Source organism: Streptomyces sp. NPDC048275 (assembly GCF_040652275.1).
In the GTDB taxonomy this organism is placed as follows: domain Bacteria; phylum Actinomycetota; class Actinomycetes; order Streptomycetales; family Streptomycetaceae; genus Streptomyces.
The window spans coordinates 84,959-104,346 of sequence record NZ_JBEZLR010000011.1 but is presented as its reverse complement, the minus strand read 5'-3'; the positions used below and the strand labels follow the sequence as shown (position 1 = coordinate 104,346).

15 protein-coding genes are annotated in these 19,388 nt (G+C 70.5%); 13 read left to right on the top strand and 2 right to left on the bottom strand.

Annotation, left to right across the window (positions count from 1 at the left end):
* Positions 1-13 precede the first annotated feature (13 nt).
* A complete protein-coding gene (locus AB0D57_RS10015; protein WP_362069644.1) occupies positions 14-1,018 on the top strand; it encodes a LysR family transcriptional regulator in 1,005 nt (334 codons plus the stop codon).
* A gap of 531 nt (positions 1,019-1,549) precedes the next feature.
* Here AB0D57_RS10015 and AB0D57_RS10010 read toward each other — a convergent pair.
* Positions 1,550-1,897 carry a hypothetical protein gene (locus tag AB0D57_RS10010; protein WP_362069641.1) on the bottom strand — a complete coding sequence of 116 codons (348 nt, stop codon included), beginning with the start codon at positions 1,895-1,897 and terminating at the stop codon, positions 1,550-1,552.
* A gap of 12 nt (positions 1,898-1,909) precedes the next feature.
* On the opposite strand from AB0D57_RS10010, the gene AB0D57_RS10005 reads away from it, so the two are divergent.
* From AB0D57_RS10005 to AB0D57_RS09955, 11 genes are all read left to right on the top strand, one after another.
* The gene (locus AB0D57_RS10005) at positions 1,910-2,680 is read left to right on the top strand and encodes a hypothetical protein (protein ID WP_362069638.1); all 771 of its coding nucleotides are present in this window, start codon (positions 1,910-1,912) and stop codon (positions 2,678-2,680) included.
* The gene (locus tag AB0D57_RS10000; RefSeq protein WP_362069634.1) at positions 2,680-4,887 is read left to right on the top strand and encodes a glycosyltransferase; all 2,208 of its coding nucleotides are present in this window, start codon (positions 2,680-2,682) and stop codon (positions 4,885-4,887) included. Before AB0D57_RS10005 ends, AB0D57_RS10000 begins: the two co-directional genes overlap by 1 nt.
* Complete coding sequence (locus tag AB0D57_RS09995; RefSeq protein WP_362069631.1) at positions 4,884-6,122, top strand: acyltransferase; 1,239 nt, start codon at positions 4,884-4,886, stop codon at positions 6,120-6,122. Before AB0D57_RS10000 ends, AB0D57_RS09995 begins: the two co-directional genes overlap by 4 nt.
* A gap of 271 nt (positions 6,123-6,393) precedes the next feature.
* Positions 6,394-7,776 carry a nitrate/nitrite transporter gene (locus AB0D57_RS09990; RefSeq protein WP_362069628.1) on the top strand — a complete coding sequence of 461 codons (1,383 nt, stop codon included), beginning with the start codon at positions 6,394-6,396 and terminating at the stop codon, positions 7,774-7,776.
* 149 nt (positions 7,777-7,925) lie between these two features.
* A complete protein-coding gene (locus AB0D57_RS09985) occupies positions 7,926-9,077 on the top strand; it encodes a uroporphyrinogen-III synthase (protein WP_362069625.1) in 1,152 nt (383 codons plus the stop codon).
* Positions 9,078-9,333: 256 nt separating this feature from the next.
* Positions 9,334-9,927: a CGNR zinc finger domain-containing protein gene (locus AB0D57_RS09980; protein ID WP_362069622.1), complete on the top strand. Its 594-nt coding sequence runs from the start codon at positions 9,334-9,336 to the stop codon at positions 9,925-9,927.
* Positions 9,928-10,155: 228 nt separating this feature from the next.
* Entirely contained in the window at positions 10,156-10,692 is a 537-nt protein-coding gene (locus tag AB0D57_RS09975; RefSeq protein WP_362069619.1) for a sigma-70 family RNA polymerase sigma factor, read from the top strand.
* Between the two features lie 38 nt (positions 10,693-10,730).
* Positions 10,731-11,516: a zf-HC2 domain-containing protein gene (locus AB0D57_RS09970; protein ID WP_362069616.1), complete on the top strand. Its 786-nt coding sequence runs from the start codon at positions 10,731-10,733 to the stop codon at positions 11,514-11,516.
* Positions 11,517-11,599: 83 nt separating this feature from the next.
* Positions 11,600-14,152: a UvrD-helicase domain-containing protein gene (locus tag AB0D57_RS09965; protein WP_362069613.1), complete on the top strand. Its 2,553-nt coding sequence runs from the start codon at positions 11,600-11,602 to the stop codon at positions 14,150-14,152.
* Positions 14,153-14,595: 443 nt separating this feature from the next.
* Positions 14,596-16,026: an NAD-dependent malic enzyme gene (locus AB0D57_RS09960; RefSeq protein WP_362069610.1), complete on the top strand. Its 1,431-nt coding sequence runs from the start codon at positions 14,596-14,598 to the stop codon at positions 16,024-16,026.
* Positions 16,027-16,501: 475 nt separating this feature from the next.
* The gene (locus AB0D57_RS09955) at positions 16,502-16,783 is read left to right on the top strand and encodes an HU family DNA-binding protein (protein ID WP_007382399.1); all 282 of its coding nucleotides are present in this window, start codon (positions 16,502-16,504) and stop codon (positions 16,781-16,783) included.
* Positions 16,784-17,157: 374 nt separating this feature from the next.
* Here AB0D57_RS09955 and murA read toward each other — a convergent pair whose 3' ends face one another.
* On the bottom strand, positions 17,158-18,504 hold the full coding sequence (gene murA / locus AB0D57_RS09950; protein WP_362069607.1) for a UDP-N-acetylglucosamine 1-carboxyvinyltransferase: 1,347 nt from the start codon (positions 18,502-18,504) through the stop codon (positions 17,158-17,160).
* Positions 18,505-18,784: 280 nt separating this feature from the next.
* Between murA and AB0D57_RS09945 the strand changes: the two genes are divergently transcribed.
* Positions 18,785-19,360: a YqgE/AlgH family protein gene (locus AB0D57_RS09945; RefSeq protein WP_362069604.1), complete on the top strand. Its 576-nt coding sequence runs from the start codon at positions 18,785-18,787 to the stop codon at positions 19,358-19,360.
* Positions 19,361-19,388 lie beyond the last annotated feature (28 nt).

Below are 19,388 nucleotides of genomic sequence, written 5' to 3'. Positions count from 1 at the left end.
GTAAGTTCGCGTCATGCCTGGTCAACGACCCTTTGCCGCAGCTCCTTCCACCGCTCACCTCGACCCCCGCCTGCTCCACGCCTTCCTCGCCGTAGCCGAGGAGTTGCATTTCACGCGGGCCGCCGCCCGGTTGTACGTCGCCCAGCAGGCCCTCAGTCGCGACGTACGGCGACTTGAGCGCGAGCTCGGGACGGAGCTGTTCGTACGGACGACCCGGCAGGTGGCGCTGACGGCCGACGGTGAGCGGCTGCTGCCTTACGCGCGGCGCGTGCTGGAGGCGCAGGAGGCGCTGCTGTCGGCGTTCGCGGGGGACGGTCCGGAGCGGCCGCTGCTCGTCGACGTCAACTCCCCGGGTCTGATCTCCGGCCGCGTCCTCGACCGGGCGCGTGCGCTCGCCCCGGACAGCGAGCTGATGGCCCGCTTCGAGAGTGGGCTCACCGGCGCGGCGGGGGAGTTGCTCGCCGGCCGCCTGGACGCGTCGTTCGGACGGTTCGCGGGTCTCGATCCGGCGGTCCGGGACCGGCTCGAGCAGCAGCCCGTACGGTACGAGCCGATGGCCGTGATCCTGCCCGAGGACCATCACCTCGCCGCCCTGGACGCGGTGCCGCTGGACGCGCTCGCGGGCGAGTCCGTGTACGCGGGTGCGGGAAATCCCCGGACGCTGGAGTGGACCGACCTCGCTCGTCGGCTGTTCGAGGGGCGCGGGATCCGGGTGGCGGCACCCGCGCCGGTGGCCCTCGGGGCCGAGGAGTTCCGGCGGGTCATGGCCAAGAAGCGGAATCCCGTTCTTGCCGTGGTGGAATTTCCGGCCATGCCTGAAACCGTGCGGAGGCCCCTCGTCGACCCGGTGCCGCTGTCGCCCGTGTCACTGGTGTGGCGGAAGGGGCTGGTACACGCCGGGATCGACGCCCTTCGATGCGCCGCGGTCGAACTGGCGGCCGAGGAAGGGTGGTTGGAGTGTCCGGCCGGTAGTTGGATTCCGGCCAATGATGCGTTCATCATGACGGGGCAGGATTGACGCATAACCGCACGGGTGCCCCACCTGTGCGCTACCTTCGTGGTCCGGGTGCAGTGTGATAAACGGGGCGCTCGGAGCGGGTGGGGGCCCGGTCCGAACGGCGATTTGGTAGTACCCGGAGTCGTTTGGCGCACCCGAAACCATGTTCGTGGGGGGAAGTGCGTGCGCGTGAAGAACTGGCGGAAAGACGCCCAACTGGATCAAGGAAATGCTGATCGGTCGGGCCGGCGTGGAGCCGATCCGTCGAAGCAGAAGCAAACCGGGGGACCGGACCTGCACGGAGCCGGAGAGCCGGTGGTCTGGCCGGAGGCCGGCCACAGCACATCGACTTGGCCGCGGTCCGCACCCGGCACCGCGACCGGCTTCGGCACGGAAGCGGAATCTCGTTCGAGTGCCGAACGTCGTGTCGAAACAAACCCTGGAGCTGGTGCGGAAGCCGGGTCGGGGGCGCACCGGGGGTTGGGCACGGAAGCCGGGCCGGGGGCGGACCGCGGAGTCGGTGCGGAAGCCGGGGCGGGGATGGAGCGGGGGTCAGGCGCGGCAGCCGGCACGGGGGCGGGCCGGGGATCCGGCAAGCGACGCCGATTCGGCGCGGGCCGTCGGAATCGCCCCGGGGCGGACCACCGCTCGGGCGCGGATCACCCCTCCGGGACGGACCGTCGACGGGCCGCGGACCACCGAGCGGCGCACGACCGCCCGGCCGAGCAGGACCACCGAACCGGGACCGCTCACGGCGCCGAGCCGGGGCGTGGTGCCGAGGCAGGCCGTCGTGGTGAGGCGGATCGACGGGCCGAAGACGGTCTCCGAGTCGGCGCGGGGCAGGCCGGCGGCCCCGTGCCGGCGGCCTGGGAGCAGCCCGACACCCCGGGCCACACCCACGATCCGAACGAGGTGACGGTCCAACTCGACGGGACCGGACGGCAATTGGACGACCGGCTGGTTCAGCAGGCCAAGGGCGTCCCCGACGTCCAGGAGGGCTCGGACGGCCCGGTGTTCGTCGACGAGTCGGGCCGCCGCAGCCGCAGAATCCGCCGCCTCGGCATGCTCGTCGGCATCGCCTGCGGGGTGTACGCCGTGGTCATCGTCGTCACGCTGCTGTCGGGCAACTCCAACGCGCCCTGGCTCCCGGTACCGGGCCAGCGGGACGACCAGCCGGCCGGCAAGGTCGACACGTCACCGCTGCCCGCCGAATCGGCGGAGCCCTCCGCCCCGGCGGCCGGCGCCGCGCCCGGCGTGAGCCCGTCCGTGAGCGCCGGGACGACGCCCGCACCGGGCGCCGGCCCGACGCCCGGAGCCTCCGCCAGTGCCGCCGGCCCGAGCGCCTCCGCCGACCCGAAGCCCTCGACGTCCACGTCGACCGGACCCAGTCCGAGCACCAGCACCAGTGAGGACCCGCCTCCCGAGCCGTCCGCTTCGGCGTCCAACTCCCCGGGCCCCAGCCCCTCGGAAGACGCCGGCCCCTCGCCGAGCCCCTCGGAGAGCCCGGTCGGCGGTGGCACCGGAACCGTCGCCGACGGCCCCCTCGAGCCGAGCCCCGTCGAGCCCATGCCTGGTACCACCAGCTCCTCGTCCCCGGAGAACCCGCAGAGCCCGGGGAACCCGCAGAACCCACAGAACCCGCAGAACCCCGAGGCCCCGCAGAACCCGGAGAACATCCTCTGATGGCATCCCGCACCAGCCGTCACGGACCCGCACCTCGCTCGCAGCACCCCGCACCCCGCACCCGGCGCCGACGGCTGCCCATGCGTCATTTCCTGCCCCTGCTCATCCTCGTCGCCCTGCTGGCGATGCTGATGCTGCGCGGCTACGTGCACAGCGAGATCCTCGCCGACCACCGCGTCCAGCCCGAGGCCGCCACCGACAAGGTGCCGGCGCGGATCCTCGACGGCGGCCCGGTCATCGACACCCGCGGCGGCCGCACGACCAGCCTGAGCGTCCCGGACCGCCGTCTCGTCCTCACCTTCGACGACGGCCCGGACCCGAAGTGGACGCCGAGGGTCCTCGACGTCCTCAAGGAGCACCACGCGCACGCCGTCTTCTTCGTCACCGGCACCATGGCCTCGCGCTACCCGGAGCTGGTGAACCGCATGGTCAGGGAAGGCCACGAGGTAGGCCTGCACACCTTCAACCACCCCGACCTCTCCTACCAGTCCAAGAAGCGCATCGACTGGGAGCTCTCCCAGAACCAGCTCGCGCTGGCGGGCGCCGCGGGCATCCGCACCTCGCTCTTCCGGCCCCCGTACTCGTCCTTCGCCGACGCCATGGACAACAACTCCTGGCCGGTGACGGAGTACATCGGAGCCCGCGGCTACATCACCGTCGTCAACAACACCGACAGCGAGGACTGGCAGCGGCCCGGCGTCGACGAGATCATCCGCCGGGCCACGCCCAAGGGCGACAAGGGCGCGATCGTCCTGATGCACGACTCCGGCGGCGACCGCGGCCAGACCGTGCGGGCCCTCGACCGGTTTCTGCCCGGACTTCAGCAGCGCGGCTACGAGTTCCAGAACCTCACCGAGGCGCTCGACGCCCCCAGCGCGCACACCCGGGTCACCGGCCCCGACCTGTGGAAGGGCAAGGCTTGGATCTACCTGGTCCGGGCCTCCGAGGAGGTCACCGGCGTCGTGGTCGTCGGCATCGCCGTCATCGGCGTCCTCGTCTTCACCCGCTTCGGCATGATGCTCCTGCTCTCCGCCGCCCACGCCCGCCGGGTGCGCCGCGGCGGCTTCCGCTGGGGCCCGACACCGATCACCGAACCGGTGTCGGTGCTCGTGCCGGCGTACAACGAAGCCAAGTGCATCGAGAACACCGTCCGTTCACTCATGGCGAGTGAACACCCCATCGAAGTCCTCGTCATCGACGACGGTTCGAGCGACGGCACGGCGCGGATCGTCGAAGACCTGGGCCTGCCGAACGTACGCGTGGTCCGCCAGCTCAACGCGGGCAAGCCCGCGGCCCTCAACCGAGGTCTGGCGAACGCCCGTTACGACATCATCGTGATGATGGACGGCGACACGGTCTTCGAACCGGCCACCGTCCGCGAGCTGGTCCAGCCCTTCGCCGACCTCCGCGTCGGCGCGGTCGCGGGCAACGCGAAGGTGGGCAACCGCGACTCCCTGATCGGGGCCTGGCAGCACATCGAGTACGTGATGGGCTTCAACCTCGACCGCCGCATGTACGACCTGCTGCGCTGTATGCCGACCATCCCCGGCGCGGTCGGCGCGTTCCGCCGCTCCGCGCTGGAACGGGTCGGCGGCATGAGCGACGACACGCTCGCCGAGGACACCGACATCACGATGGCCATGCACCGTGACGGCTGGCGGGTCGTGTACGCGGAGAAGGCACGCGCGTGGACGGAGGCACCGGAGTCCGTCCAGCAACTCTGGTCCCAGCGCTACCGCTGGTCGTACGGCACGATGCAGGCGATCTGGAAGCACCGCGGGGCGATCGTCGAACGGGGTCCGTCGGGCCGCTTCGGCCGGGTGGGCCTGCCGCTGGTGTCGCTGTTCATGGTGCTGGCCCCGCTGCTGGCCCCGCTGATCGACGTATTCCTGCTGTACGGAATCGTGTTCGGCCCGACCCAGAAGACGATCCTCGCGTGGCTGGGCGTCCTCGCCATTCAGGCGGTCTGCGCGGCGTACGCCTTCCGGCTGGACCGCGAGCGCATGACGCACCTCATCTCGCTCCCGCTCCAGCAGATCCTCTACCGGCAGCTGATGTACGTGGTCCTGCTCCAGTCCTGGATCACCGCGCTCACCGGAGGCCGCCTGCGCTGGCAGAAGCTGCGGCGCACGGGCGTCGTGGAGGCGCCGGGATCGGTCCCGCGGCAGCGGGACGAGAGCGGGAACGATCGGAGGCCGGTCGCATGACGACGCATGACTACAAGGCGGGCGCGACACCGCCGTCGCCCGGGGCAACCACACCGGCACCGGCACCCGCACCTGAGGCCGCCGCTCCCGCGAAGCCGGGCCGCGACCGCTACCTGGACCTGCTGCGCTCGATGGCCCTGGTCCGCGTGATCGTCTACCACCTCTTCGGCTGGGCGTGGCTGACAATCCTCTTCCCGTCCATGGGCGTGATGTTCGCGCTGGCGGGTTCCCTGATGGCCCGCTCACTGAACCGCCCGGCGTGGGGCGTCATCCGGGGGCGGGTGCGGCGGCTGCTGCCCCCGCTGTGGGCGTTCAGCGCGGTCGCCCTGGCCCTGTTGTTCGTGGGCGGCTGGAACCCCGCGAAGGACCCGGACAACGGTGGCACATGGGGCGTGGTCGACCTGATCAACTACGTCGTCCCGATCGGCGCCCCGTCCTTCCCCTGGCAGATCGGCTCCGAGGGCGGCCTGCTGGAGCAGACGTGGGCGATCGACGCGGTGGGTCCGCTCTGGTACCTGCGCGCGTACCTGTGGTTCGTGGTGGCGTCCCCCCTCCTGCTCCTGGCTTTCCGCAGGGCGCCCTGGGCGACGCTGCTGGCCCCCCTCGCCCTGACGGCGGTCGTCGGAACGGGCCTGGTCACCATCCCCGGCGAAGCGGGCAACGCGATCACGGACTTCGCGGTCTACGGCGGCTGCTGGATCCTGGGCTTCGCACACCACGAGGGCGTGCTGCAACGGGTGCCCCGCTATCTGGCGATCTCCTGCTCGACCCTGCTCATGGCCTTCGGTCTGTGGTGGGCCTCGGGCCACCTGGGGCCCGAGGGCTGGGACCTGAACGACATTCCGCTCGCCCAGGCCACCTGGTCGTTCGGGTTCGTCGTCATCCTCCTCCAGTACTCCCCGTCCTGGCGGGAACTCCCCGGCCGCCTGGCCCGCTGGGACAGACTCGTCACCCTCTCCAACAACCGTGCCGTGACGATCTACCTGTGGCACAACCTGCTGATCATGGCCACGGTCCCGATCATCGACCAGGCCTACAACCTCCCGTTCCTGCAGGGCGACGGCGCGGTGGCGGCGCTGGACTCGACGTACACCCTGTGGACGTTCGTCCTGGTGTGGCCGCTGATCGGTCTCATGATCGTCGCGGTGGGCTGGATCGAGGATCTCGCGGCGCGGCGAAGTCCCAGGTTGTGGCCGAACGGTGCCCAACGCGGGGGCTCTCGGCGAAAGCCCTGACCTGGGTACGGACTTGAGCAGGTAACGTGCTTACCCGCCGCGCAGCCTCCCGTGGGGGTGCGCCCTTGCCCACCATGGGCGCACCATCCGCCCCACCGACGTTCGACGCCTTCGCACGCGGAATCGTCCTCACCGACGGACTCCCGCCCGAGTGAGAGCAAAGTTCCCTTCCGGTCACCCACAGCCACAGGCCGGAAACGCACCCTCCCTACCTTCGGTTGTGATCCCCAAGTACGACACGAGCACCGCACCGGAGAACCGTGGAGGCGTCATGACAGCCCCTAGTACAGCCCCCGCACCGAGCAGGGGAGGCCGCTGGATCCAGGACTGGGACCCGGAGAACGAGGCCTTCTGGAAAGAGACGGGGGAGAAGGTCGCCCGGCGGAACCTGTTCTTCTCGGTGCTCTCCGAGCACATCGGGTTCTCGATCTGGACCCTGTGGTCGGTGATGGTCCTCTTCATGGGCCCCGAGTACGGGCTCACCCCGGCCGACAAGTTCTTCATCGTGTCGATGGCGACGCTGGTCGGGGCGGTCGTGCGGGTGCCGTACACCTTCGCCGTCGCCCGCTTCGGTGGCCGGAACTGGACGATCATCGCCGCGAGCATGCTGTTGATCCCGACGATCGCCGCATTCCTCGTGATGGAGCCCGGCACATCGTTCGGGACCTTCCTGATCTGCGCGATGCTCGCCGGCGTCGGCGGCGGCAACTTCGCCTCCTCCATGACGAACATCAACTCGTTCTTCCCGCTGCGGAAGAAGGGATGGGCCCTCGGGCTGAACGCCGGCGGCGGCAACATCGGCGTGCCGGTCGTGCAGCTCATCGGTCTCGCCGTCATCGGGGCGAGCGGCGGGCCGCGCGTCCTGCTCGGCATCTACATCCCGCTCATCGTGATCGCCGCCGTCCTCGGCGCGCTCTACATGGACAACATCGCGTCCGTGAAGAACGACACCGGCGCCGCCAAGGAGGCCGTGAAGGACGCCCACACCTGGATCATGTCGTTCCTGTACATCGGGACGTTCGGGTCGTTCATCGGATACAGCTTCGCGTTCGGTCTGGTGCTCCAGACGCAGTTCGGGCGTACGCCGCTGGAGTCCGCGTACGTCACCTTCATCGGGCCGCTGCTCGGCTCGCTGATCCGCCCCGTCGGCGGCTGGCTCGCCGACCGCTACGGCGGCGCGAAGATCACCCTGTGGAACTTCGTCGGGATGGCCGCCGCGACCGCGGTGATCGTCGTCGCGTCCATGGAGAAGTCGCTGGCCCTGTTCACCACCGCGTTCATCGTGCTGTTCGTGCTGTCCGGCCTCGGCAACGGCTCCACGTACAAGATGATCCCCGGCATCTTCCACACCAAGGCCCTCGCCAAGGGGCTCAGCGGTGAGGAGGCGGCCGCCTACGGGCGCCGGCTGTCCGGTGCCTCCATGGGCCTGATCGGAGCCGTGGGCGCGCTCGGCGGACTCGGCATCAACCTCGCCTTCCGGCAGTCCTTCCTGAGCGTCGGCTCCGGCACCGGCGCCTTCGTGGGCTTCCTCGCCTTCTACGCCGTCTGCTTCGTGGTGACCTGGGCCGTATACCTTCGCCGCCCCTCCGGCGCCGAAGCCCCCGCGTCGACCGCTTCGGAGGCGAAGCCCCAGCTCAGCTACGCCGAGGTGTGACGTAACACGCGCGACACGAAGCTGATCCGAGCCTGTCACGGGGCGTTGACAGGCTCGGTCAGCCGTAAGTGCCGGCGGTGAGAGCCGGCCATGAGTGCGGCGGTCAAGCACGACGACTCGAGCGCAAGACGAGAGCCGGGACGAAAGCCATGTACGACGAACAGCAGCGACCAGACCATGGCCCTCTCGCGGGGTTCACCGTGGGCGTGACGGCCGCCCGTCGGGCCGACGAACTCGGCGCGCTGCTCCAGCGGCGCGGCGCCTGCGTCCAACACGCTCCCGCCCTGCGTATCGTGCCGCTCGCCGACGACGGCGAACTGCTCGCCGCCACCAAGGAGCTGATCGACCAGGCACCGGACATCGTGGTGGCCACCACCGCCATCGGGTTCCGCGGCTGGATCGAGGCCGCCGACGGATGGGGGCTCGGCGAGGATCTGCTCGGCCGGCTGCGCGAGGTCGAGGTGCTCGCCCGCGGCCCCAAGGTCAAGGGTGCGATTCGGGCCCAGGGGCTGACCGAGGAGTGGTCGCCGTCCTCCGAGTCCATGGCCGAGGTGCTCGACCGGCTCCTGGAGGAGGGCGTCGAGGGCCGCCGTATCGCCGTACAGCTGCACGGCGAGCCGCTGCCCGGGTTCGTGGAGTCGCTGCGGGCCGCGGGCGCCGACGTGGTCGGGGTGCCCGTCTACCGGTGGATGCCGCCGGAGGACCTCGGGCCCCTCGACCGGTTGCTGGACGCCACCGTCACCCGCGGCCTGGACGCGCTCACCTTCACCAGCGCCCCCGCCGCCGCCTCCCTGCTCTCCCGCGCCGAGGCCCGGGGCCTGCTGCCCGAACTGCTCGCCGCCCTCAACCACGACGTACTGCCCGCCTGTGTCGGCCCGGTCACCGCGCTCCCGCTGCAGGCCCATGGCATCGACACCGTCCAGCCCGAGCGTTTCCGGCTCGGCCCCCTCGTCCAGCTGCTCTGCCACGAACTGCCGGGCCGGGCCCGCACGCTGCCGATCGCGGGTCACCGGATCGAGATCCGCGGGCATGCGGTGCTGGTCGACGGGGCGCTGCGGCCCGTGCCGCCCGCCGGGATGTCGCTGCTGCGGGCCCTGTCACGCCGCCCCGGCTGGGTGGTGGCCCGGGCCGAGCTGCTGCGGGCGCTGCCGGGCGCGGGGCGGGACGAGCACGCCGTCGAGACGGCGATGGCACGGCTGCGTACGGCACTTGGCGCGCCCAAGCTCATCCAGACCGTCGTCAAGCGCGGCTACCGGCTCGCACTCGACCCGGCCGCCGACTCCAAGTACGGGGACACGTAAGACCGACCGGCAATGGGAGGGTGCCGCCCTCCCATTGCCGGTCGGTCTAAGACCTGCCGAGGTGTCCTGGGACCGCTCGCGAGCTCGTTGTCGCCGTCAGCGCGGGCGCGGCCCCGTACGCGGGCGCCCACGGCCGGTCGGCACCGGGTCTTCCGGCTGTGTGTGCGGGCATGCACTGTAGGGGGTACGACCCTTAGCGACCCGCAAGGCCCCTCAAGGCCCCTCAAGGCGGTAACCCCAAGGCGGTGACAGGCACATGGCATTGGGTACGGCCACGGCCACGGCCTCGTACGAGCTGCGGTTCGACTCCGGGCGGATCTGCCTGGACCTCCTGGCGACCACCCATCCCGAGGAACGCCTCGACTCCGTGGAGCGGCTGCGCGCCTGGATCACCCGCTCCGGACTCGTACCGGCGGGCACACCGCTGGCGGCGGCCGACGCGTCCTGGCTGCTCGACTTCAGGGAGTTGCGCGGCCACATCGCCCAGTTGGTGCGCGGCGAGCTGGACGGACGGCCCACCGAGGCGGCGCTCGCCCGAGTCAACGCGGCCGCGCTCGGCACCCCGCCCGCCCCCTGGGCCGTACGGGCGGACGACGGCTCGCTGCGGCGTCGGCTGCACACCCCGCCCGGCTGCCCCGCACTGCTCGCCGTCGTCGCCCGCGACGTCGTCGAACTGCTCACCGACCCGGCGACACGGGCGAGTCTGCGGCAGTGCGAGGGAGACAGCTGCCCGATTGTCTATCTCGACACCTCCCGGGGCAGGCGCCGACGTTGGTGCTCCAGCGAGGTGTGCGGCAACCGGGAGCGAGTGGCCCGGCACCGGCGTCGGGCGGCCCTCGCCCGCGCATGATCATCCGCGCGCGATCGCATCCGTGTGTGATCCATCGATCGCGCGGAGTGATCAAGAAACTTTCTTCACAACTTCCACAACAAAAAATGCGGTTTCTTTGAACACGCGCTCGAGCACGCACGTACCCCGGGATGAGCGACCGACTGGGGGAACCCCCGGACACCGGAGGTAGGCGTGCGCAAGGATTCGGCCGTGGCTGATGAACGAAGGCAAAGGGCCCGACATCGCATGAATCCGTCTGCGTCGTCCCCGTCGACCGAACCCGACGAGGAGCTGATGCGTGCGCTGTACCGAGAGCACGCGGGGCCCTTGCTCGCGTACGTGCTGCGGCTGGTGGCGGGGGATCGGCAGCGCGCCGAGGACGTCGTGCAGGAAACACTCATCCGTGCCTGGAAGAACGCCGGTCAGCTCAATCGGGCGACCGGTTCGGTACGACCCTGGCTGGTGACGGTCGCCCGGCGCATCGTCATCGACGGCCACCGCAGTCGGCAGGCCCGGCCGCAGGAGGTGGACCCGTCACCGCTGGAGGTCATCCCCGCGGAGGACGAGATCGACAAGGCGTTGTGGCTGATGACACTGTCGGACGCGCTGGACGACCTGACCCCTGCTCACAGGGAAGTCTTGGTCGAAACGTACTTCAAAGGGCGTACGGTCAATGAGGCGGCCGAGACCCTCGGCATACCCAGCGGCACCGTGCGCTCACGGGTGTTCTACGCCCTGCGGTCGATGAAGCTGGCGCTGGAGGAGCGGGGGGTGACGGCATGAACACATACGGGGGATACGGAACGGGCGGTCCAGGAGCCATGCAAGGACCACGGGGACAGCAGAACCCCGGTGACAACATCCACGAGACTGTCGGCGCCTACGCTCTCGGCATTCTCGACGATCACGAGGCGACCGCCTTCGAGGCCCACCTCGCCACCTGCGAGTGGTGCGGCCAACAGCTCGACGATCTCGCCGGCATGGAGCCGATGCTCGCCGCGCTCGCGGATCTGCCCGCCTCCCAGGGCACCCCGGCCATCGGCGAGTCGCTGGCCGCACGCCCGAGCCCACGGCTCGCGGAGCGGCTCGTCGACGAGGTGTCGGAGCGGCGCGCGGTGAAACGCCGGCGCGGCCTGTACCTGGTGGCTGCCGCGGCCGCGCTGATCATCGGCGGTCCCGTGGCCGTGATGGCCGTCAACGGCGGCAGCGACAGCAGCACGTCGCCCCCCTCGGCGATGGCCACCAGCCCGGCCAAGGCGGCCTTCGACGTCATGACCGACAAGCTGCAAGCCACGGACCCGACCACCAAGGTCAACGCCGTCGTCGCCGTGGAGAAGAAGGACTGGGGCACCCACGCGGTCCTCCAGCTCAAGAACGTCAAGGGCCCGCTCAAGTGCTCCCTGATCGCCGTCGGCACGAACGGCGAGCGCGAGACGGTGACCTCCTGGTCGGTCCCGAACTGGGGCTACGGCATCCCGAACGCCAAGACCGAACAGGCGAAGAATCCCCTCTACGTGCACGGCGGCGCGGCCCTCAACCCGAACGAGATCGACCACTTCGAGGTCATGACCTTCGACGGGAAGAAGCTCGTGGAGGTGGACGCGTGAGCGAATCCCGGCCACGCACGTAGCCTCACGGGGTCCCCTTCGCGTACGGTTGACGGCTGCCCAGCACGTCAGAAGGGGGCCCGGTGGCCGCTCAGGCTCAGCAGGAAACCGCGCTCGGCTCGGTCCACGATTCCGTACCGGAGAACTCCGTGAAGAACGCCATGGAGGACTCCGTACGGGATCGCGAGATCAGCGTCGAACAGCAACATCTGGACCGGGTGTACCGGCGCCTCGAGGAGAAGATCCACGAGGCGGAGTTCCTGATGAACGACGCCGCCAAGCGCGGTCAGGTCGGAACGCCGGGGGCGCTCGCGGAGCGCGACGCCCAGGTGTTCCGGGCGGGGATTCATCTGAACCGCCTCAACAACGAATTCGAGGACTTCCTCTTCGGCCGTATCGATCTGCTTTTGGGCAAGGACGGACAGAAGGGTCCGGACGGCGCGTACACGGCCGTCGATCCGGCCGAGGGCGTGGTGCGCACGGACGAGACCGGCCAGTACGCCGAGATCGCGGAGACGCTCCACATCGGCCGTATCGGGGTGCTGGACTCGGAGTACGCGCCCCTGGTCATCGACTGGCGGGCGCCCGCCGCGGCCCCGTTCTACCGCTCCACACCGGTGGACCCGGGCCGTGTGGTCCGGCGTCGGGTCATCCGCTCCAAGGGCCGCAAGGTCCTCGGCGTCGAGGACGACCTGATGCGCCCGGAGCTGACGGCCACCCTCGACGGCCACGCACTCCCGGTCATCGGCGACGGCGCCCTCATGGCCGCGCTCGGTCAGGCCCGCAGCCACACCATGCGTGACATCGTGGCGTCGATCCAGGCGGAACAGGACCTGGTGATCCGTGCCCCCGCCGCGTCGGTGACGTACGTCGAGGGCGGTCCGGGCACCGGCAAGACAGCGGTCGCCCTGCACCGGGCGGCGTACCTCCTCTACCAGGACCGCCGCCGCTACGCGGGCGGCATCCTGATCGTTTCCCCGACGCCCCTCCTGGTCGCCTACACGGAGGGAGTCCTGCCCTCCCTCGGAGAGGAGGGCCAGGTAGCCATCCGCGCCATCGGCTCCCTCGTCGACGGCGCGGAAGCCACCCTGTACGACTCCCCGTCCGTGGCCCGGGCCAAGGGCTCACACCGCATGCTGAAGCTGCTGCGGAGGGTGGCAAGGGGGGTGCTTGAGGGGCCGGGCGGCACCATCCAGCCCGTCCGGCGTTTGAGGACGAGCCCTTCGGGCGAAGACGGGGGTCCGGGGGCGGAGCCCCCGGGGATGGGACGGGTAGGGGCGGCGGGGGCGCAAACCACCCCGCAGACGGGCGCCGCCCAGCAGCTCGCCTTCGGCGAGGAACTCAAGGATCTTGAGGAATCTGGGGAGACCGGCCCGCAGGGCCCCGCCGGTCCTCCCACCCGTCTGCGCGTCGTCGCGTTCGGGCGGCGCCTGGAACTGGAGGCGCCGGAGCTGGACCGCATCAAGCGCAACGCGCTGAGCGGCACCGCCCCGGTGAACCTGCTGCGCCCGCGCGCCCGCAAACTGCTGCTGGACGCGCTGTGGGCGCGGTCGGGGGCAGGGACGCGGCACGCGGACCCGGAGCTGGCCGCGGAGCTGCGGTCGTCGTTCGACGAGGACATCACGTCCGAGGACAGCTTCATCGAGTTCCTGAACGCGTGGTGGCCGGAGCTGACCCCCCGGGACGTGCTGGCCGCGATGGCGGACGAGCGGCGCCTCGGCCGGTGGGCGCGCCGGATCCTCAACCCCGGCGAGGTCCGCCGGGTGGCGCGCTCGCTCAAGCGGGACGGCCTCTCCGTGCACGACGTGGCGATGCTGGACGAGCTGACCGCCATCCTCGGCAGCCCCGCCCGGCCCCGCAAGCGGCGCGAGCTGGACCCGCTCGACCAGCTCACCGGCCTCGAGGAGCTGATGCCCACTCGCGAGGAGACGCAGTGGGAGCGCGCCGAGCGGCTGGCGCAGGAGCGGACCGAGTACGCGCACGTCATCGTCGACGAGGCGCAGGACCTCACGCCCATGCAGTGGCGGATGGTGGGCAGGCGCGGCCGGCACGCCACATGGACCGTCGTCGGTGACCCGGCGCAGTCCTCGTGGTCCGACCCCGACGAGGCGGCGGAAGCCCGCGACGAGGCCCTGGGGAGCCGTCCCCGGCGCCGCTTCACCCTCACCGTCAACTACCGCAACCCCGCCGAGATCGCCGAGCTGGCCGCCAAGGTCCTCGCCCTCGCGATGCCCGGCTCCGAGTCCCCGTCCGCCGTACGGTCCACGGGAGTCGAGCCGCGCTTCGTGAAGACGGACCTCTCCCTCGCGCAGTCCGTACGCGCGGAGGCCGCCCGTCTGCTCGCCCTCGTGGACGGCACCGTGGGCGTCGTCGTGGCCATGAACCGGCGTGCGGAGGCCGCCCGCTGGCTCGCCGGGCTCGGCGACCGGGTGGTGGCGCTCGGCAGCCTGGAGGCGAAGGGCCTGGAGTACGACGCGACGGTCGTCGTCTCGCCCGCGGAGATCGCCGACGAGTCGCCGGCCGGTCTGCGTGTCCTGTACGTCGCCCTGACCCGCGCGACCCAGCAGCTGACCGTCGTCTCGGGCGACCGGGACGAGCCGGACGACCACGGCGTGCCTGACCTGCTGCGGGACTGAGGCGGTACGGCGAGCAGGCCGAGGACGGCGAAGAGGCCCACGTCACCAGGTGACGTGGGCCTCTTCGTTCGTTCAATGACACCGACCCGCCATGCTCGCCTCGCGGCAAGTGGTCGCTCGTAGCGACGAAGGTTGGGCCCGGGGGCTTGGATCGGGCCGGTGTCACGTCCACGGTAACAAACGATCCCCGCGAGGCAATTCCCGTCCCGAAAGTTCATTTGCGCGGCGCGGACTCCTCCCCGGGGCCGCCCTTCCACCGGTATCGCACTTCTCGTAGGGTGGAATCGTTTTTCCGAAACCGCGCGCCCCCCGCGAACAAAACGTTCGCAACCCGGGGCGGCTACCGCGTACCCCGCGGTAGGTGCGACGATCGGACGGCATACCCGCGCCCCACCCGTAGGCGCAGCACACGCAGCACCCGGTAAAAGCAGAGGAAGTCGGCCATGGCAACGGCGCCCAGCGTCTCCTACTCGATGACGGTCCGGCTGGAGGTGCCCGCGAGCGGAACCGCGGTCTCTCAGCTCACCGGGGCCGTCGAGTCCCACGGAGGCTCGGTGACCGGCCTCGACGTGACCGCGTCCGGGCACGAGAAGCTCCGGATCGACGTCACCATCGCGGCGACCTCCACCGCGCACGCCGACGAGATCGTCGAGCAGTTGCGCCACATCGAGGGCGTCACCCTCGGCAAGGTCTCCGACCGTACGTTCCTGATGCACCTCGGCGGCAAGATCGAGATGGCGTCCAAGCACCCCATCCGTAACCGTGACGACCTCTCCATGATCTACACGCCGGGCGTGGCCCGCGTGTGCATGGCGATCGCCGAGAACCCCGAGGACGCCCGCCGCCTCACCATCAAGCGCAACTCCGTTGCGGTTGTGACGGACGGCTCCGCCGTGCTGGGTCTCGGCAACATCGGCCCGATGGCCGCCCTCCCGGTCATGGAGGGCAAGGCGGCCCTCTTCAAGCGCTTCGCCGGGATCGACGCCTGGCCGATCTGCCTGGACACCCAGGACACCGACGCGATCGTGGAGATCGTCAAGGCCATCGCCCCCGGCTTCGCGGGCATCAACCTCGAGGACATCTCGGCCCCGCGCTGCTTCGAGATCGAGGCCCGGCTGCGTGAGGCCCTCGACATCCCCGTCTTCCACGACGACCAGCACGGCACCGCGATCGTCGTCCTCGCCGCCCTCACGAACGCCCTGCGTGTCGCGGGTAAGGCCATCGGCGACATCCGTGTCGTCATGTCCGGTGCGGGCGCGGCCGGTACGGCCATCCTCAAGCTGCTGATCGCCGCCGGCGTCAAGAACGCCGTCGTCGCCGACATCCACGGCGTCGTGCACGCGGACCGCAAGGACCTGGTGGACGCCGCCCCGGATTCGCCGCTGCGCTGGATCGCCGACAACACCAACCCCGAGGGCCTGACGGGCACGTTGAAGGAGGCCGTGCGCGGCGCCGACGTGTTCATCGGCGTCTCCGCCCCGAACGTCCTGGACGGCGACGACGTGGCCGCCATGGCCGAGGGCGCCATCGTGTTCGCGCTCGCGAACCCCGACCCCGAGGTCGACCCGGCAATCGCCCGTCAGACGGCGGCAGTTGTGGCCACGGGGCGCTCCGACTTCCCCAACCAGATCAACAACGTCCTGGTCTTCCCGGGCGTCTTCCGTGGCCTCCTGGACGCCCAGTCGCGCACGGTCAACACGGAGATGATGCTGGCCGCCGCGGCCGCCCTCGCGGGCGTGGTGACCGAGGACGAGCTCAACCCGAACTACATCATCCCGAGCGTCTTCAACGACAAGGTCGCGGGCGCGGTCGCCGGAGCGGTGCGCTCCGCGGCTCGGGCGGCTGGAGCGTCGGTCTCGGCCTCGGTCGAGTAGGGCCCGGGGCTGGTGCGGGCGTCTCTGGGGGCTGCCGCCCCCAGGCCCCCGCATCGGCCTGAACGGCCTCGTCCTCAAACGCCGGACGGGCTGGACGGCTGTGACGATCGCCACGGCCGACCGAACCCGGCGCGTCGCGGGATGCGGGGCCCTTGGCCGCCCTCTAGGGTGGCGGCCAGGCTCCAGGCCTCCCAGGCCCTGCGGTCCGCTGCCAGGAGCGGACGGAGCGTCACCACACTGAGGCAGTGGCGCTTTTCGTGTGACTCCCAAGGGTGTTCGTGTGACTCCCAGGGGTGCCGGATTGGCTTTCCCGCCGCAGGTGGGGGCAGGATGCGTCTTCGGGCGCGAAGGTCTGGCTACGGACCCGGGTCCGGGGACCGACCGAGGACCCTGGCAGCATCGGCTTCGCCGCATCCAACATGCGGCTCCGCCGCGTGGTACGCCTCAACGGCAAGAAGAACACGGGAGTAACAACATGAACCGCAGTGAGCTGGTGGCCGCGCTGGCCGACCGCGCCGAGGTGACCCGCAAGGACGCCGACGCCGTTCTGGCCGCGTTCGCCGAGACCGTCGGCGAGATCGTCGCCAAGGGCGACGAGAAGGTCACCATCCCCGGCTTCCTGACCTTCGAGCGCACCCACCGTGCCGCTCGCACCGCGCGCAACCCGCAGACCGGCGACCCGATCCAGATCCCGGCCGGCTACAGCGTGAAGGTCTCCGCGGGCTCCAAGCTCAAGGAAGCCGCCAAGGGCAAGTAAGCCTCTTGGTACGCGCCGGACGCGTACGAGGCGCAGCAACGCCAATGGGGCGGCCCCTTGATGAAGGGGCCGCCCCATTGGCGTACGTGTGCGCGTGACTACCCGAGCGCCTTGCCGGGCAGCTCGACCTTCGCACCCAGCTCCACAAGCTTGTCCATGCTGTGTCTACCCGGGGGTTGACCCCCGGACCCCCAGCCGGGGCGGCGTTGCCCCCGGGCCGGGACGGAGCGGTTCGGTCAGCCGAGCGCCTTGCCGGGCAGCTCGACCTTCGCACCCAGCTCCACGAGCTTGTCCATGCTGTGTTTACCCGGGGGTTGACCCCCGGACCCCCAGCCGGGGCGGCGTTGCCCCCGGGCCGGGACGGAGCGGTTCGGTCAGCCGAGGGCCTTGCCGGGCAGCTCGACCTTCGCACCCAGCTCCACAAGCTTGTCCATGAAGTTCTCGTAGCCGCGGTTGATGAGGTCGATGCCGTGTACCCGCGACGTGCCCTGGGCCGCGAGCGCCGCGATCAGGTACGAGAAGCCGCCACGGAGGTCGGGGATGACCAGGTCGGCGCCCTGGAGCCGGGTGGGGCCGGAAACCACCGCGGAGTGCAGGAAGTTGCGCTGGCCGAAGCGGCAGTTCGAGCCGCCGAGGCACTCGCGGTAGAGCTGGATGTGCGCGCCCATCTGGTTCAGCGCGGAGGTGAAGCCGAGGCGGGACTCGTACACCGTCTCGTGGATGATCGACAGGCCGGTCGCCTGGGTCAGGGCGACCACCAGCGGCTGCTGCCAGTCGGTCTGGAAGCCCGGGTGGACGTCCGTCTCCAGCGCGATCGACTTGAGCTGGCCGCCGGGGTGCCAGAAGCGGATGCCCTCGTCGTCGATCTCGAAGGCGCCGCCGACCTTGCGGTAGGTGTTCAGGAACGTCATCATCGAGCGCTGCTGGGCGCCGCGGACGTAGATGTTGCCTTCGGTCGCCAGCGCCGCGGAAGCCCAGGAGGCGGCCTCCAGGCGGTCCGGGAGGGCCGCGTGGGTGTAGCCGCCGAGCGAGTCGACACCGGTGATGCGGATGGTCCGGTCGGTGTCCATGGCGATGATCGCGCCCATCTTCTGCAGTACGCAGATGAGGTCCTCGATCTCGGGCTCCACGGCCGCGTTGGACAGCTCGGTGACGCCCTCCGCCAGGACGGCGGTCAGCAGCACCTGCTCGGTCGCTCCGACGGACGGGTACGGCAGCTGGATCTTGGTGCCGCGCAGCCGCTGCGGAGCCTCCAGATACTGGCCGTCCGCCCGCTTCTCGATCTTCGCGCCGAACTGCCGCAGCACCTCGAAGTGGAAGTCGATCGGCCGGCCGCCGATGTCACAGCCGCCGAGGCCCGGGATGAACGCATGCCCCAGACGGTGCAACAGCGGTCCGCAGAAAAGGATCGGGATGCGCGACGAACCCGCGTGCGCGTCGATGTCGGAGACGTTCGCGCTCTCGACGTGCGACGGGTCGAGGATCAGCTCGCCCGGCTCCTCACCCGGACGGACGGTCACGCCGTGCAGTTGCAGCAGCCCCCGTACGACGCGCACGTCACGGATGTCGGGGACATTGCGCAGGCGGCTCGGTGCGCTGCCCAGCAGGGCGGCGACCATGGCCTTCGGTACGAGATTCTTCGCACCGCGGACACGGATCTCACCCTCGAGCGGGGTTCCGCCGTGGACAAGCAGTACATCGTCAGAGCCGTTGACGGTCATGTATCTCGCGTTCCGATGAGTTGGGCAGGCGTGTGCGTCGGCAGGCCGGTTGGGCCGGAGCCGATGAGCAAGGGTAATCGCCGCCCACCCCCCTTAAGTAAGCCCAAGTACCACTCAGCGGCGTCATAGCTTCGCCACAACACGAACCGTTTTGGATCAGGCACACGGGGTCACCGGTGACGCTGTGCGCGGGGGACGCTTCTCTGCGCCCTGAGCTGCATTCACCCGGGTACGGGCATTGGGTCCCCCTACTCGGGGAAGATGCGGGATCATGTCTGGCATGACCGAGGTGTCCTCGCTCACAGGGCGGCTGCTCGTGGCCACGCCCGCCCTGGCGGACCCGAACTTCGACCGCGCGGTGGTGCTGCTCCTCGACCACGACGAGGAGGGCTCCCTCGGCGTCGTCCTCAACCGGCCCACGCCGGTGGACGTCGGCGACATCCTGGGGGCCTGGGCGGACCTGACCGGCGAACCCGGTGTCGTCTTCCAGGGCGGCCCGGTGTCGCTCGACTCGGCGCTGGGCGTCGCGGTGATCCCGGGCGGCGTCGCGGCCGGCGAGCGCGCCCCGCTCGGCTGGCGGCGCGTGCACGGCGCGATCGGCCTCGTGGACCTGGAGGCCCCGCCCGAGCTGCTCGCCTCGGCCCTGGGGTCCCTGCGCATCTTCGCCGGGTACGCGGGCTGGGGCCCGGGCCAGCTCGAGGACGAACTGGTCGAGGGCGCGTGGTACGTCGTCGAGTCCGAACCCGGCGACGTCTCCTCCCCGTCACCCGAACGGCTCTGGCGCGAGGTTCTGCGCCGCCAGCGCAACGAACTGGCGATGGTGGCCACGTATCCGGACGACCCTTCGCTCAACTGATGCCTGTGACCTTGAGTACGCTTGGCTT